11 protein-coding genes and 1 tRNA gene are annotated in these 15,439 nt (G+C 63.2%); 6 read left to right on the top strand and 6 right to left on the bottom strand.

Going from position 1 to position 15,439, the window contains the following annotated elements; all coding sequences use genetic code 11:
* Positions 1-34 precede the first annotated feature (34 nt).
* Positions 35-1,747: a methionine--tRNA ligase gene (gene metG, locus K3758_RS06450; RefSeq protein WP_259948880.1), complete on the top strand. Its 1,713-nt coding sequence runs from the start codon at positions 35-37 to the stop codon at positions 1,745-1,747.
* A gap of 69 nt (positions 1,748-1,816) precedes the next feature.
* On the opposite strand, the gene K3758_RS06445 is transcribed toward metG, so the two are convergent.
* Positions 1,817-2,338, bottom strand: a complete 522-nt coding sequence (locus K3758_RS06445) for a PAS domain-containing protein (RefSeq protein WP_259948877.1) — start codon at positions 2,336-2,338, stop codon at positions 1,817-1,819.
* Between the two features lie 400 nt (positions 2,339-2,738).
* Between K3758_RS06445 and K3758_RS06440 the strand changes: the two genes are divergently transcribed.
* The gene (locus tag K3758_RS06440; RefSeq protein ID WP_259948874.1) at positions 2,739-4,280 is read left to right on the top strand and encodes an MHYT domain-containing protein; all 1,542 of its coding nucleotides are present in this window, start codon (positions 2,739-2,741) and stop codon (positions 4,278-4,280) included.
* 14 nt (positions 4,281-4,294) lie between these two features.
* Here K3758_RS06440 and K3758_RS06435 read toward each other — a convergent pair.
* A tRNA-Leu gene (locus K3758_RS06435) sits at positions 4,295-4,381 on the bottom strand.
* A gap of 62 nt (positions 4,382-4,443) precedes the next feature.
* Positions 4,444-4,920 carry an Lrp/AsnC family transcriptional regulator gene (locus tag K3758_RS06430; protein ID WP_259948871.1) on the bottom strand — a complete coding sequence of 159 codons (477 nt, stop codon included), beginning with the start codon at positions 4,918-4,920 and terminating at the stop codon, positions 4,444-4,446.
* A gap of 107 nt (positions 4,921-5,027) precedes the next feature.
* On the opposite strand from K3758_RS06430, the gene putA reads away from it, so the two are divergent.
* From putA to K3758_RS06410, 4 genes are all read left to right on the top strand, one after another.
* Positions 5,028-8,444 (top strand): bifunctional proline dehydrogenase/L-glutamate gamma-semialdehyde dehydrogenase PutA, encoded by a 3,417-nt coding sequence (gene putA / locus K3758_RS06425; RefSeq protein ID WP_259948868.1) that lies wholly within the window; start codon positions 5,028-5,030, stop codon positions 8,442-8,444.
* A gap of 22 nt (positions 8,445-8,466) precedes the next feature.
* On the top strand, positions 8,467-9,618 hold the full coding sequence (locus K3758_RS06420; RefSeq protein ID WP_259948865.1) for an amidohydrolase: 1,152 nt from the start codon (positions 8,467-8,469) through the stop codon (positions 9,616-9,618).
* Positions 9,619-9,703: 85 nt separating this feature from the next.
* Entirely contained in the window at positions 9,704-10,447 is a 744-nt protein-coding gene (locus K3758_RS06415) for a rhomboid family intramembrane serine protease (protein WP_259948864.1), read from the top strand.
* Positions 10,444-10,830 carry a GFA family protein gene (locus K3758_RS06410; protein WP_259948863.1) on the top strand — a complete coding sequence of 129 codons (387 nt, stop codon included), beginning with the start codon at positions 10,444-10,446 and terminating at the stop codon, positions 10,828-10,830. Before K3758_RS06415 ends, K3758_RS06410 begins: the two co-directional genes overlap by 4 nt.
* Here the strand turns inward: K3758_RS06410 and K3758_RS06405 are convergent.
* The 3 genes from K3758_RS06405 to K3758_RS06395 all read right to left on the bottom strand — a co-directional run bounded on the left by K3758_RS06405 (position 10,827) and on the right by K3758_RS06395 (position 15,424).
* Positions 10,827-11,918, bottom strand: a complete 1,092-nt coding sequence (locus K3758_RS06405; protein ID WP_409202619.1) for a DUF2235 domain-containing protein — start codon at positions 11,916-11,918, stop codon at positions 10,827-10,829. The two genes, K3758_RS06410 and K3758_RS06405, sit on opposite strands and share 4 nt — an antisense overlap.
* Positions 11,896-14,193 (bottom strand): xanthine dehydrogenase family protein molybdopterin-binding subunit, encoded by a 2,298-nt coding sequence (locus K3758_RS06400; protein ID WP_259948859.1) that lies wholly within the window; start codon positions 14,191-14,193, stop codon positions 11,896-11,898. The genes K3758_RS06405 and K3758_RS06400 overlap by 23 nt, the downstream gene beginning before the upstream one ends.
* A 70-nt stretch (positions 14,194-14,263) precedes the next feature.
* Positions 14,264-15,424: a type III PLP-dependent enzyme gene (locus K3758_RS06395; protein WP_259948856.1), complete on the bottom strand. Its 1,161-nt coding sequence runs from the start codon at positions 15,422-15,424 to the stop codon at positions 14,264-14,266.
* Positions 15,425-15,439: the final 15 nt, after the last annotated feature.

The following is a 15,439-nucleotide window of genomic DNA, read 5'->3' as shown; positions in this document are numbered from 1 at the left end:
CGATAAGGCTGCGCCAAGCACCGGGAATATTGATATGACACGCCACCTCATCACCTCCGCCATCCCCTATATTAACGGGATCAAACATCTGGGTAACCTTGTGGGCAGCCAACTGCCTGCGGACCTTTACGCGCGCTACCAGCGTGGCCGGGGGCAGGATGTTCTGTTCCTCTGCGCCACCGACGAACACGGCACCCCTGCCGAACTCGCCGCCGCCAAAGCGGGCAAACCGGTCGAGGAATACTGCGCTGAGATGTATGAAACACAGGCCCGCATCGCCGAAGGCTTTGGCCTGTCGTTCGACCACTTTGGCCGATCTTCCAGCCCGCGAAACCGCAAGCTGACCCAGCATTTCGCGGGCGCACTGGCGGATCAGGGGCTGATCGAAGAAGTCTCGCAGCGCCAGATCTACTCCCCCACCGATGGCCGCTTCCTGCCCGACCGCTATGTCGAGGGCACCTGCCCCAACTGTGGGTTCGAGGACGCACGCGGCGATCAATGTGACAATTGCACCAAGCAGCTCGACCCCGAAGACCTGATCAACCCGCGCTCCACCATTTCGGGCGCGACCGATCTGGAGATGCGCGAGACCAAGCATCTGTTCCTGCGCCAGAGCAAGCTGAAGGATGAGCTGGACGACTGGATCAATTCCAAGACCGATTGGCCCGTGCTGACCACCTCCATCGCCAAGAAATGGCTGCATGACGGCGATGGTCTGCAAGACCGTGGCATCACCCGCGACCTTAGCTGGGGCGTGCCGGTGAAGCGCGGCGATCAGGATTGGCCGGGCATGGAAGGCAAGGTCTTCTATGTCTGGTTCGACGCGCCGATCGAATATATCGCCTGCGCGCAGGAATGGGTCGATACGGGCAAAGGCTCTGACTGGGAAAGCTGGTGGCGCACCGACAAGGGCGCAGACGACGTGCGCTATACCCAGTTCATGGGCAAGGACAACGTGCCCTTCCACACGCTCAGCTTTCCGGCCACGATCAAGGGCTCGGGCGAGCCGTGGAAGCTGGTGGATTATATTAAATCCTTCAACTACTTGAATTATGACGGCGGCCAGTTCTCCACCTCGCGCGGGCGCGGGGTCTTCATGGATCAGGCGTTGGAGATCCTGCCGGCGGATTATTGGCGCTGGTGGCTGCTCAGCCACGCGCCCGAGACTTCGGATGCCGAATTCACTTGGGAAAACTTCCAAGCCTCGGTGAACAAAGACTTGGCAGACGTGCTGGGTAATTTCGTCAGCCGCATCACCAAATTCTGCCGCTCCAAATTCGGCGAAGCCGTTCCAGAGACTGGGGAATACGGCGAGGCAGAGCACGCCTTGATCGAAGACATCACCGCCCGCGTCGCGCGTTACGAGGCGCTGATGGAAGCGATGGAAGTCCGTAAATCCGCCGCCGAACTGCGCGGCATCTGGGCGGCGGGCAACGAATACCTGCAGGCCCAAGCACCTTGGACCACCTTCAAGACCGACCCCGACAAAGCGGCGGCACAGGTGCGGTTGGCATTGAACCTGATCCCGCTCTATGCGGTGCTATCGGCCCCTTTCATCCCTGCGGCTTCGGCCTCGATGCTCGACGCGATGAAGGTCGAAGACATGCCTTGGCCCGATGATGTGCCAGCGGCCTTGGGCAAACTAGCCCCCGGTCATGGCTTTGACGTGCCCGAGGTTCTTTTTGCCAAGATCAGCGATGAGGACCGTGAAAGCTGGTCTGAACGCTTCGCCGGCAAGCGGGATTGATAGAAACCGACGGATCAGCGGCGCCGCGTAGGTCGCCGCTGTTTTTTTTGCGCTAATGAGCATTCGCGGCTAGCTGCCCATAGCGCGCCGCGAAGCCCCCTTCCCCAACGCGCGCGCCGGTCCCACATCGTTCGCCGCGGCTTCCACGCCCCGAAACCGGATGGTTTGAACCCTCCCATCAGGGCCGCACGCCGCGCTGAACTGTCCGTCGACGATCCGGGCCGTGTCCTCTCCCGGGTGCATCTGAAAACGCCCCTGCGGACACTGCCCCCGCAGGGCCTGCGTCCAAAGCTTGCCGATCTCAGCCCCATCGCAAAGCCTTGGGCCAAAAAGATCGTAGATATGCTGCCCGTTCAGACAATCCCCCAGCCCGTAGGTGACGCCGCAGGCCGCCTCATTCGCGTGGCGGACGCGCCCGTCCGGCGCAAAGTCCACTTCGATCTCAGCCATATCGACGTTGACGTTGGAAAGGATGCGCGCACCTTCAGCCCCCGTCGGCGTAACATGACCGAAAGATGTGAAAAGCCCCCCGCAACGCCGCGCCTTGGACGCTGCCCGGCCTGCGAGGCCATCGGGATCGTGCCTAAACATGCGCCGCTCCGCCGCGAAAACGATGGAGATAAGCGGGAATTGCCCCGAGGTAAGCCCTTCGTCAGAACCCGCCAAGTCCTTGCGCAAAACCTGCCTGTTTTCGCACTGCCTTCCTCGCCCAAACGCACGACGCTGCCGCGCCCGCCCAATCAGCTGCCCGACATCGCGAAACAAGCGAAAAACAAATCGCCGCAAAGGGTTAGACGGTTTCACCCGCTCGTTTAATTCTACCATACCCCCGCCTTTTCCTCATCTCGTCACAATACCGATCATGGCTGAGGTTTAGCGCCCTGCCCTTAAGAGCGGGTTAAAACGCCAGCACAGTGTGAACTTGCGAGGGCCTTATTTTGGCCTTATTCGGCCAGCATTTAACTAAATCTTAGTATTTGATAGGATTAAGATGTTCCGGGTCGCCCACAGTATTCATCATGATCACGACCTCGGACTCGTCCTGCTGGCGGCACTGCTTTGCATTTTTGGCAGCTGGGTGGTGTCGCGGCTTTATCAGCATGTGCTTGAGCAGCCGCGTGCTCAGGCAATGATCTGGTGCTATTTGACCGCGATGACTGCCGGGGTCACGATCTGGTGCACCCATTTCATCGCGATCCTCGCCTATCAGCTTGACGCACCAGCAACCTTCCATTTCTCCCTGACTTTCCTGTCCCTGATCATCGCCATTGTTGGATCGATCTTGGGTGTCGTCATCGCAGGCTTGTTAAAATCACGCCGCGCCACGGTTTTGGGGGGGACGATCTTCGGACTGGCAATCTCGGCCATGCATTACACCGGTATGATCGCCTACCGCGTGCAGGGCACCATCCAATGGGACATGGGCTATCTGGCCGCCTCTGTGATCATCGCGGTGATTCTCGCCACCCTTGCGCTCGGGGCCGCCGGCCGTGGCGGAAAGGGCAGCGTGCTATGGATGACCGGGCTCTTGGCCTTGGCCATTATCCTATTGCATTTCACAGGCATGGCCGCCTTTCAGGTGACGCCGCTCGCAGCGCAGCCTCTCTATGCCAATCCTGTCGAATACCGGCTCATCGCGCTGATCATCGCCGGGACCGCCGCCATCATCGCGCTGGCCGCGCTTTTCAGCTATGTGGTCGAAAACCGGACCCGCAACGAAAGTGTCGAGGAACTGCGTCAGGCCCGCGATGCCGCCGAAAGCGCCAGCCGCGCGAAATCGGAATTCATGAGCGTGCTCAGCCACGAATTGCGCACCCCGCTGACCATCGTCATCGGCTACGCCAGCTTCCTGTCGGAACTCAAGCGCCACAACCTTGCCAAGCTCGAACCGGAGGAGGAACCGGCATCAGAGCATTTCACCAAGATGGGCGATCAGGCGGAACTCTACGGTCAGCGCATCAAATTCGCGGGCGGGCAATTGCTGACCATTATCAACGACATCCTCGATTACACGAATATGGAGTTGAACGACCTCGCGCTGGATAAAGCCCCCTTTGATGCGCGCATCTTGCTGGAGGAAGTGGTCGAGCAGCACCATGGGGCGGCGCATGACAAGACGGCCACGCTGCATATCGACACCCCCCCGCTCACCGTTACCGCCGACCGCTGCCGCTGCCTGCAACTGTTCGGCCATATCGTCGGCAATGCATTGAAATTCTCCAAGGCACGTGACATCTACCTACGCGCCCGGATGCAGGCAGGCGGGTTCATTTTTGAGGTCGAAGACAATGGCGTCGGCATCGCCGCGCAGGACTTCGACCGCATTTTCGAAGCCTTCACCCAGATCGAAGACGCCGACGACCGCGCCGAAGGCGGCACAGGTCTGGGACTGGCGATCTGCAAGAAACTGGCGCTCGCGCATGGCGGCGACATCACGGTTAAAAGCACGCTCGGTCAGGGCACGATCTTTACCGTTTTCATCCCCGGTGCCACGCAGATGGCGGAACCTGCGACGCTGGCCCGAGCAAGCTAAGCCTTTGAAAAAGGTGGTGCGGGCGGTGGGACTCGAACCCACACGGGGCTACGCCCCAACAGATTTTAAGTCTGGTATGTCTACCATTCCATCACGCCCGCATCGGGGCGCACAATAAGCATCACGTGAGCGGTGTAAATGGGGGAATGTCCCGGCCCACGGTTTAGGCCGTATCGGCCAGCATGGTTTCTTTCACCGCCTCCATCGCCACATAGGTCGAGGTGCTGGCCACATGCGGCAGGGTTGAGATGACCTCCCCCAGAAAGCGCCGATATTCCGACATGTTCCGCGTGCGCACCTTGATCAGATAGTCGAAATGGCTCGCGATCATATGGGCCTGTTCGATCTCGGGCACCTTGGCCACGGCGAGGTTGAAGGCCCGCAAGGCCGCCTCGCGCGTGTCGTTCAGGCGCACCTCGACAAAGGCGACGTGATCCAGCCCCAGCCGGATCGGGTCCAAAAGGGCGCGGTAGCCGAGGATCACGCCGCTTTCCTCCAACCGGCGCAGGCGCGCTTGGGTGGGTGATTTCGACAGGCCAATGCGGCGGGCAAGGTCGGTGATGCTGATGCGGCCATCCTCGGCCAGCACCGATAGAATCGCGCTGTCGAACCGGTCCAGATCGAAAAGTTCATTTGCCATGTGATCGCCTTATACTTCAGTCTGATCGACTGAAGTATGGATTATCTTCGGTCGAATATCCCGCCGATCATCGGGTATTCTGGGTCAAACATCAACTGGAGCTTGCCATGCCCCTCGATCACGCCCCCGCCCTTCGCCAAACCATCGACGCGCGCACCTATGCCGACCCGGATGCGCTGCTGACCGAGCTCAAGGCGCAGGCCAATCTCTCTGCCGAAGATCGCGCCCAGATCACCGCCGATGCGGCGGGTCTTGTCCGTGACATTCGCGGCACCTCCGCGCCGGGGATGATGGAAGTCTTCCTCGCTGAATACGGTCTCAGCACCGACGAAGGCGTGGCGCTGATGTGTCTCGCCGAGGCGCTGCTGCGGGTCCCGGATGCCGAGACCATCGACGCGCTGATCGAAGACAAGATCGCCCCCTCGGACTGGGGCCGCCACATGGGGCACTCAACCTCCAGCTTGGTGAATGCCTCCACATGGGCGCTGATGCTGACGGGCCGCGTGCTTGATGATGACCAGCCCGGCCCGGTGCGCCACCTGCGCGCCGCGATCAAACGTCTGGGCGAGCCGGTGATCCGCACCGCCGTCAGCCGCGCCATGCGCGAGATGGGGCGTCAGTTTGTTCTGGGCGAAGATATTCAGGCGGCGATGAAACGCGCCAAGGGGATGGAGAAAAAGGGTTTCACTTACAGCTACGACATGCTGGGCGAAGCGGCCCGGACCGAGGCGGACGCGAAACGCTATCACCTCAGCTATTCCCGTGCGATCTCGGCCATTGCTGATGCCTGCACCCATGATGATATCCGCAAGAACCCCGGCATCTCGGTCAAGCTCTCGGCCCTGCACCCGCGCTATGAATTGGCGCAGGAAAAGGCGGTGATGCGTGATCTGGTGCCGCGTCTGCGGGCGCTGGCGCTCTTGGCGAAATCCGCGGGCATGGGCCTGAACATCGACGCCGAAGAAGCCGACCGCCTTGCGCTCTCGCTCGAAGTCATCGACACGGTGATGGCCGAGCCTGCGCTGGCAGGCTGGGACGGGTTTGGCGTGGTGGTGCAGGCCTATGGCCCGCGCGCGGGCGTGGTGCTCGACACGCTTTATGACATGGCCAAACGTCACGATCGGCGCATCATGGTCCGTCTGGTGAAAGGCGCCTATTGGGACACCGAGATCAAGCAGGCGCAGGTCGAAGGCATCGACGGCTTCCCGGTCTTCACCCGCAAGGCCGCGACCGATGTGAGCTATATCGCCAACGCCCGCAAACTGCTGAACATGACGGATCGCATCTATCCGCAATTTGCCACGCATAACGCGCATACCGTCGCCGCCGTGTTGCATATGGCCGACGACCCCGAGGCCTATGAGTTCCAACGCCTGCACGGCATGGGCGAGACCCTGCATGACATCGTGATGGAGAAACACGGCACCCGCTGCCGCATTTACGCCCCCGTCGGCGCGCACCGCGACCTGCTGGCCTATCTGGTGCGGCGTTTGCTTGAGAACGGCGCGAACTCCAGCTTCGTGAACCAGATCGTTGACGAAAACGTGCCGCCCGAAGTGGTGGCCGCCGACCCGTTTGACCAATTGCAAGACAGCGCGCCGACGATCCCGAAAGGCCCGGACGTGTTCCAGCCACAACGCGCCAATGCGCGGGGTTTCGATCTGGCCCACACCCCGACGCTCACCGCCATCGAAGAGGCCCGCGCCCCCTTCGCCGATGCCACATGGAACGCTGCGCCGATCCTTGCAGGCGAGGCCAATCCAGAGGCGGAAGAGACCGTCAGCAACCCGACCGGCGGAACCTCCCCCGGCACGGTGCAACCGGCATCTGAGGCCGATGTCGCCACGGCGCTGGACAATGCCGCGCTTTGGGACGCCCCGCTCGACTCACGCCGCGCAACGCTTTTGCGTGCCGCTGACATGTTGGAGGACCGCTACGGCGAGATCTTTGCCATCCTCGCCCGTGAGGCCGGGAAAGGCATGCCCGACTGCGTGGCCGAACTGCGCGAGGCGGTGGACTTCCTGCGCTACTACGCGGGCCAAGCCACCAACACCCCGCCCGCGGGCATCTTCACCTGCATCTCCCCGTGGAACTTCCCACTGGCGATCTTCTGCGGGCAGGTCACGGCGGCGCTGGCCGCTGGCAATGCCGTGCTGGCCAAACCGGCCGAACAAACGCCGTTGATCGCCAAACTCGCCGTCGAGGTGCTGCACGAAGCCGGCGTGCCGCGTTCCGCCCTGCAACTGCTGCCCGGTGGCGGCAAGGTCGGCGCGGCGCTGACCGGCGATGCCCGTGTGAACGGCGTGGCCTTCACCGGCTCCACCGCCACCGCCCTGCGCATCCGCGCCAATATGGCCGAACACTGCGCCCCCGGCACGCCATTGATTGCCGAGACCGGTGGCCTCAACGCGATGATCGTCGACAGCACCGCTCTACCCGAGCAAGCCGTGCAGGCCATCGTCGAAAGCGCCTTTCAATCGGCGGGGCAACGCTGCTCTGCGGTGCGCTGCCTCTATGTGCAGGAAGACATCGCCGAAGACCTCATCCGCATGCTCACGGGGGCAATGCAGGCGCTCAACATGGGCGATCCGTGGCACCTGTCGACCGATGTCGGCCCGGTGATCGACGCGCAGGCGCGCAAAACCATCGTGGATCATATCGAAGCGGCCCGCGCCGAGGGACGGTTGATCGCCGAGATGACGGCCCCCGAAGGCGGCACTTTCGTCGGCCCGGCGATCCTGCGGGTAAGCAGCATCAGCGACATGAAACGCGAGATCTTTGGCCCCGTGCTGCATGTGGCAACCTTCAAAAGCCATGAACTCGATGCTGTGATCGACGCGATCAACGCCACCGGCTACGGGCTCACCTTCGGTCTGCACACCCGCATCGACGACCGGGTGCAGCATGTCTCGGAACGGATCGAGGCGGGCAACATCTACGTCAACCGCAACCAGATTGGCGCCATCGTCGGCAGCCAGCCTTTCGGCGGCGAGGGGCTTTCGGGCACCGGACCAAAGGCGGGCGGGCCGAACTATCTGCCGCGTTTCTCGGCACCTGACCATCAGGACGCCGCTGGCACTTGGGACAGCGCAGAGGCCAAGCTTCCCACCCTGCCCGCCCAGCATCCGACCGTTCTGGAAACCCAGTCGATGCCCGGCCCCACCGGTGAGAGCAACCGCCTGTCGACCCTGCCGCGCCCCGCGCTGCTGTGCATGGGACCGGGCGCCGAAACGGCAGAGGCGCAGGCCAAGGCCGTGCGGGCGCTCGGCGGTGTTGCGGTCACGGCCTCGGGCCGGATCGACCCTGAGGCGCTGACCACCGGCCCGGCCTATGGCGGCGTGCTTTGGTGGGGCGAGGATGCGACGGCGCGGCAGATCGAGAAGGCACTGGCGGCCCGCGAGGGCGCGATCATCCCGCTTTTGCGCGGCAAGCCCGACACCGCCCGCGTCCGCGCCGAACGGCATGTCTGTGTTGACACCACGGCCTCGGGCGGCAATGCACAGCTCTTGGGCATGATGGCCTAAAGCAGACAATCGGAGGAGCGCCATGCTGACGAACAGCGATATCGAAGACCTGACGCGGTTTCGCAGGGCGCTCCACCAATATCCCGAAATCTCGGGCGAAGAGATTGAGACCGCCCGGACCATCGCGGCGGAACTGGAAAAACTCGGCCCCACGCGCATTCTCGCCGGCCTCGGTGGGCACGGTGTCGCGGCGGTCTTTGACAGCGGCAGCCCCGGCCCCACGGTGCTGTTCCGCGCCGAGCTGGACGCCCTTCCGATCCCCGAAGAGCACGACATTCCGTGGGTCTCGAAAGTGCCGGGAAAAAGCCATGTATGCGGGCACGATGGCCATATGACCATGCTGCTGGCGCTTGGGCGATTGGTCGCGCGGCAACCCGTGGCACACGGCCGCGTCGTGCTGATGTTTCAACCCGCCGAAGAAGACGGCAGCGGCGCGCGGGCGGTGGTGAACGATCCCACCTATGCCGAGATCGCCGCCGATTACGCCTTTGCCATCCATGTCGAGCCGGGCCGCCCCTTTGGCCATGTGGACACCGCGCCCGCGCTGATCAACTGCGCCTCGAAAGGCATCTCCGTCACCCTGCACGGCAAGACCGCCCATGCCGCCAGCCCCGAGGATGGCACCTCCCCTGCGCCTGCACTGGCCGAGTTGATCCCGGCGCTGCAAGCGCTCGGCCCCGGCGGGCCGCTTGATGATGACTTCCGCCTCGTCACCCTCACCCATCTGCGCATGGGTGAGCCGACCTTTGGCGTCGCCCCTGGCGAAGCGGCGCTCTACGCCACCCTGCGCAGCACCCGCGACGATGCGCTGGCCGAGATCGAAGCGGCTCTACGCGCCGAAGTCGCCCGCGTGACCGAGACCCATGGGCTGACGGCAGCTTTCGCGGAATCCGACCATTTCGCCGCCTCCATCAACCACCCCGACGCCTACGCGATCGCCGCCGCGGCGATGGATGCGCTCGGCGTGTCACACGGGCAGAAAAACCTACCGATGCGCGCCTCCGAGGATTTTGGCTTGTTCGGGCGCGATGCCAAGGCAGCGATGCTCTGCCTCGGCCCCGGCGAGGGCTATGCCGCCCTGCACAACCCCGATTACGATTTCCCCGATGATCTGATCCCCGTGGGCGCCGGTATTTTTGAGCGGATCGCCCGGGATTTGCTCGGTTCCGCTTGACAGAAGCCCCCGCGGGCGCAGCTAAGGGCATGACGATCCCCCGCGCCGCTTGACGCTGTGGACGACTTGGCAAAGGCTGGCCCGCATGTTCCCGATCCGCGATCACAACCCCTCGGGCCGAACGCCCTTCGTCACCTATGCGCTGATGGCGCTCAACATCGGGGTGTTCCTGTCTTCCCTGTCGCTGATGGCGGATGAGCGCGCCTTGGCCGAGTTTTACTACAGCTACGCCCTGCTACCCGCGCGGCTGAGCCATGGGGAGGGATATTTCGGCCTCATCACCTCGCAATTCCTGCATGGCGGCTGGATGCATCTGGCGGGTAACATGCTGTTTTTGTGGATATTCGGCGACAACGTCGAAGATGAGATGGGCCACGGGCGCTACCTGCTGTTCTACCTTGCCTGTGGCATCGCCGCGGGTCTGGGCCAAGTGGTGACAGAGCCGTTGTCGTGGGTGCCAATGGTCGGTGCCTCGGGCGCGATCGCGGGGGTGATGGGGGGTTATCTGCTGCTGTTCCCCCGCGCCAAGGTCGACATTCTGGTGATCTTCATCGTGTTTTTCCGCATCTTCGCGATCCCCGCGTGGATCATGCTGGGCCTGTGGTTCGGCATGCAATTCATCGGCGGGATCGGGGCCACGCCCGGCACTGGCGGTGTGGCCTACTGGGCCCATGCGGGCGGGTTCATCGCGGGGCTTGTGCTGACCCTGCCGCTGTGGCTGCGCCGGGGCGGTTTTGCCTTTTGGCGACAGACCGACGGCCATCCGCCCCATGCCGCTGCCGACTATGACCTCAGTGAAAGTCGCATCCCGAAAGTGAGACGCAAATGACCGAAACCTCAGAAACCCGCCGCGCCTCTTGTCACTGCGGGGCCGTGGTGATCGAAGCGCTGTTTCCGCTCGGTCTGGCCTCGGCCTCGCGCTGCACCTGTACGTTCTGTCGCCGTCGCGCGGCGGCCACGGTGACCGCACTGGCCGAGACTGTGACCGTGTTGAAAGGCGCCGAGAACCTCACGCTTTATACATGGGGCACCCATACGGCGCAGCATTACTTCTGCAAGACCTGTGGCATCTATACCCACCACCGCCGCCGCTCGAACCCCGATGAATGCGGCGTGAACCTCGGCGCAATCGAAGGGGTCTTACCTTGGGAGATGGAGCCGCTGCCCTATAGCGATGGGGTCAATCACCCCTCGGACCGCAAGGGCAGCTAAAGACTGGAGATCACCCCCTGCATCCGCGCCAGAAGCCCCGGCTGCGGCTCGGCGTGGGCACGGCGCTGGTCCACGCTTTCGTGCAGCCGCTCTGACGGGTCCGCGCCCACCAAACGGCGGCGGCGGGTCACAAGCATTTTGCCATAGCCGCGCCAGCGCCCGATGGAGGGTGCAGCGGGGTCTTGATCAAAGCGTGTGGTCCAGCCGTCGGGCAGCGGCAGACCGCTTTCTTCCATCCGCGACAACAGCCAGACCAGCGGTATATTTGCCAAGGGGCGCGCGGCCTCATCACCGCCCAACTGCCCGCCGACATCGCCGTGGGTGCCCGGAAACCAGACCTGCTCGAGCCGCCCGGCATAGCCCTCGGGCGTGGTCCACATCACCGGGGCATAGGCGACACGGGTTTCGTTCAGCGCCAGCGCCTGAAAGCCGTTCTTCACATTGCGGCTTAGATCGTGGTTGTGGAACATGTGCAGCGGCTGCGAGAACCGCCAGAACAGCGGCGCGTTCAGGCCCAGCGATTTGACCGTATCCCAAACGCCGATCGCCTCGATCTCTACCTCGGGGTGGCAGTTGGCCCGCGCAAACAATTCGCCCGCCTTGCTCAGATGATGCGCTTCGTAATGGCGGTAGACATCGCGGATGTTACGCTCTGTCGCGACCTCGGCACGCAGAAGGCCCACACGGTCGATCACCCCGGCGAGCGAACGCACGGCATAGCCCCCACGCGAATAACCCATCAGGAAAATCCGGTCCCCGGGTCGGTAGCGCGAGGCGAGATAGCCATAGGCGCGGCGGATCTGTCGGTTGATCCCGCGCCCCATGATCACATCGCGCGCGCTGCGCCAATCACGCCATTGCAGACCCGGTTCATAATAGATCGACAGAGCACTGCCCATCTCGCGGCACAGGCTATAGGCGATGCCGGCGTTGGTCTCTCGCCCCAGTTCGAGCGAGGACATGGTCCCATCAAGGATAATGACATGGGTCACCGCCCCCCGGCGCGGGCCGAAGTCACTTTCAGGCCGTCGCCATAACCGCCCAAAGAGCCGTTGGAACAGGGTTTTACTCGGCTGCGATTGCGGCACCTTGCAGCATCTCCCAGACCCTATGCGGGGTGAAAGGCATATCCGCCTGCCGCACACCGCGTTCCCAAAGCGCATCCTGCACCGCGTTCGACACCGCCGCCAGCGCGCCCACAGTCCCAGCCTCGCCGCAGCCCTTCATGCCCATGGCATTGGCGGTCGAGGGGACAGGCTCAGAGGTGAAAGAGATCATGGGCAGGTCGGCGGCGCGGGGCATGGCGTAATCCATGAAGGTGGCGGTCAAAAGCTGGCCGTCTTCGTCATAGACCACGCGTTCCTGCACCGCTTGGCCGATGCCTTGAGCGACCCCGCCATGTACCTGCCCCTCGGCCAACATCGGGTTGATCAGATTGCCAAAATCGTCGACCACCGTATAGCGGTCGAGTGTGACCACGCCCGTCTCAGGATCAATCACCACCTCGGCCACATGCGCCCCATTAGGGTAGCTGCGCCCCGGCAGGCTGGCGCGTTCGTGGTGGCTCAGCAGATCATCCCGGCCCTTGGCACGGGCCATCTCGGCCACTTCCAGCATAGTGGGCGTGACGTTTGACCCTTCGGCGCGGAAGCGTTCGTCGTCAAAGGTGATACCGCTGGCCGCAACACCCAGTTCATCAGCCAGAAACGCGGTGAAGACTTCGGTTATCTTCGCCACGGTCGCCAAGGTCGCCGTGTTCTGCGTGGTGACCGAACGTGAGCCGCCGGTGCCGCCGCCCTTTTTAATCAGGTCGCTATCCCCCTGCACAACGCGGATCCGCTCCGCCGGAATCCCAGTCTGATCCGACAGGAACTGCGCATAGACCGTTTCATGCCCCTGTCCGTTGCTTTGGGTACCGACATAGATCGCCACGCTGCCATCCTCATCAAAGACCACTTTGGCCCCTTCGGAAGGATCGCCCAGAATGCTTTCGATATAGTAACACAAGCCCTGCCCCCGCAGCAGGCCGCGCTTGGCGTCCGCATTACGGCGGGCATTGAACCCGTCGCGATCGGCCTCTTCGCCAGCACGGGTCAGCAAGCGTGCGAAATCGCCCACGTCGTAAAGCTCACCCGTGGCGGTGGTATAGGGAAACTGATCCGGCTTGATGAAGTTGATCCGCCGCAGCTCCCACGGATCGACGCCCAACTCTCGGGCCGCGCGGTCCATCAACCGCTCCAGCACATAGATCGCCTCGGGCCGCCCGGCGCCGCGATAGGCATCGACCTGCACGGTGTTGGTGTAATAGCCCTCGACATGCAGATAGGTGTCTTGCACGTCATAGACACCCATCAAAACCTTAGAGAACAGCGTCGACTGAATCGGCTGGCCAAACTGGCTGTTATAGGCCCCGAGGTTGCAGCGCGTGTCGACACGGTAGGCGGTGATATTGTGGTTTTCGTCAAACGCAAATTCGGCCCATGACACCAGATCGCGCCCGCCATTGTCGGTGAGCATGGCTTCGGTCCGCTCTGACATCCAGCGCACCGGGCGGCCCAGCGCCCGCGCAGCTTGAGCGATGCAGAAGTATTCTGGGTAGGTCATCGCCTTCATGCCAAAACCACCGCCGACATCGGGGTTTGTCACGCGCACGGCGTCTTCGCTGAGACCAAAAGCTTTGACAAAGAAGCCCTTATGCGCCCAGACACCCTGCCCGCCCAGCGCCACATGCAACCGGCTATCGGCCCATTCCGCATAGCAGCCGCGCGGTTCCATTGAATTGACGATGATGCGATTGTCGCCCACCTCCAGCTTGACGCGCCGCGCGGCCTTGGCAAATGCCGCTTCAACCTTGGCCTCATCCCCCATGCCCCAATCAAAGGCGCGGTTGTCGGGGGCTTCGGCGTGCAATGTCTCGCCTCCGGGGGTGAGGTCCATCTTGGCGGGCAGGTCATCAGCGTCGAAAAGGATCAGTTCAGCCGCATCGCGCGCCTTTTGCAAGGTTTCGGCCACAATCAGAGCGACCGGCTCTCCCACATAGCGCACCCGGTCTTTCGCCAACATCGGGCGCAGCGGTGCCGCCCCCTTGCTGCCATCGCGGTTGTCGACCACCGTATGCGGCAGGGCGATGTTCATTCCCGCCGCTTCCAGATCGGCACAGGTCAGCACCAGATGCACGCCCTCCGCGTCGCGGGCATCGCTCACGTCCAATTCAGTGATCACCCCATGCGCCACCGGCGCGCGGAAGAACACGCCGTGCAGTGCCCCTTGGGGGGCGATGTCATCGACATAGCGGCCATCGCCGGTTAGGAAACGGTGGTCTTCCACCCGTTTGACCGGCTGGCTTTTCCCGAACTTTTCCATCTGACGCTGCCCCTGCTGCCCTGCCTATTCCAGCGCAACAGTAGCGGGCGAACCGCCAGTGTCCAGAGGCTCAGGCCGCCTTGCGGTTGGGCGCGACCCCAAGGTCCGAAACAAGCGTGATCCCTGCCAGCCCATAGCCATTAAAGGCGGTGGACATGGCGATGGAATATGCCCCCATTCCGCCGAACAGCAGATAATCCCCGGTCTGCGCATCCTCAGGCAATGGCAGGCCGTCGGGCAAACGGTCCAACGAATCGCAAGTCGGGCCAAAGACCACGCGCGGTGTCGGCGCCCCTTGGCGCAGCGCCCCCTCAGGGCCGACCACATCCACCAGCCCAGACAGGCCCATGTCCCGCAGATCGGGCAGACCGCCATAGATACCGTCGTTCAAGAACACGGTCCGCCCGGCGTTGCGCATCCCCTTGATACGGGTCGCCAGCACGGCGGCATCGGCAACCATCGCCCGGCCCGGCTCGCAAAGCAGCGAGGGCGCATCCGTGCCAAAACTCTCGGCAAGCGCCGCCTTCACCGCGGCGAAAACCGCCCGATGATCGGGCGCGTCAAAGCCGCGATCTACAGCAAAACCACCGCCGATATTCATCCGTTTGATCGAGACACCCGCCGCATGCAGAATATCCGCCGCCGCATGGACATATTGCACCCAAGCCTGCGGATCATTGCACTGCGTGCCGGGGTGGAAACACATTGACGGGGTGAACCCCATCTCAACCACCGCGCGCAACAGATCCGCCGCCTGCTCAGGGGCCGCGCCGAATTTCGACCCGAAATCATAGGCCGCACCCTTCACTGGCAAGGCAAAGCGCACCGCAACTTCATTGTCGCGCGGCACGTCGCGCAGCTTGGCCAGTTCCGACATATCGTCGATCGACCAGCTATAGACGCCCGCCGCGATCCCGGCCTGCACCTCTGCCGCCGAGCGGACAGGGTTGTTGTAATGCAGCACCGCCTGCGGGCAGACCGCCCGGACCGCCGCCATCTCTGCCGGAGAGGCCACATCGAAGGTGGTGATCCCCGCGGCGACGAGGTTCGAGAGCACCTCGGGCCGGTCATTGGCCTTGACCGCATAGGTCACCAAGCCGTCGAAATCCGCCTGAAACCGCCGCGCTGTGGCCTGCAGCACCGAAGGGGCGAGGAACAGCACCGGCGCGTCGGGGCTGTGTTTCGCCAAATAGGCGGCGGGCGTGGCTGAAAGGGGGGCGGTATGCTGCATGATGGCCTCTTGTTT

Source organism: Sulfitobacter sp. W002 (genome assembly GCF_025142135.1).
In the GTDB taxonomy this organism is placed as follows: Bacteria; Pseudomonadota; Alphaproteobacteria; order Rhodobacterales; family Rhodobacteraceae; genus Sulfitobacter; species Sulfitobacter profundi.
Note: the sequence above shows the minus strand (reverse complement) of the source record. Positions and strands in the feature narration are given on the sequence as shown.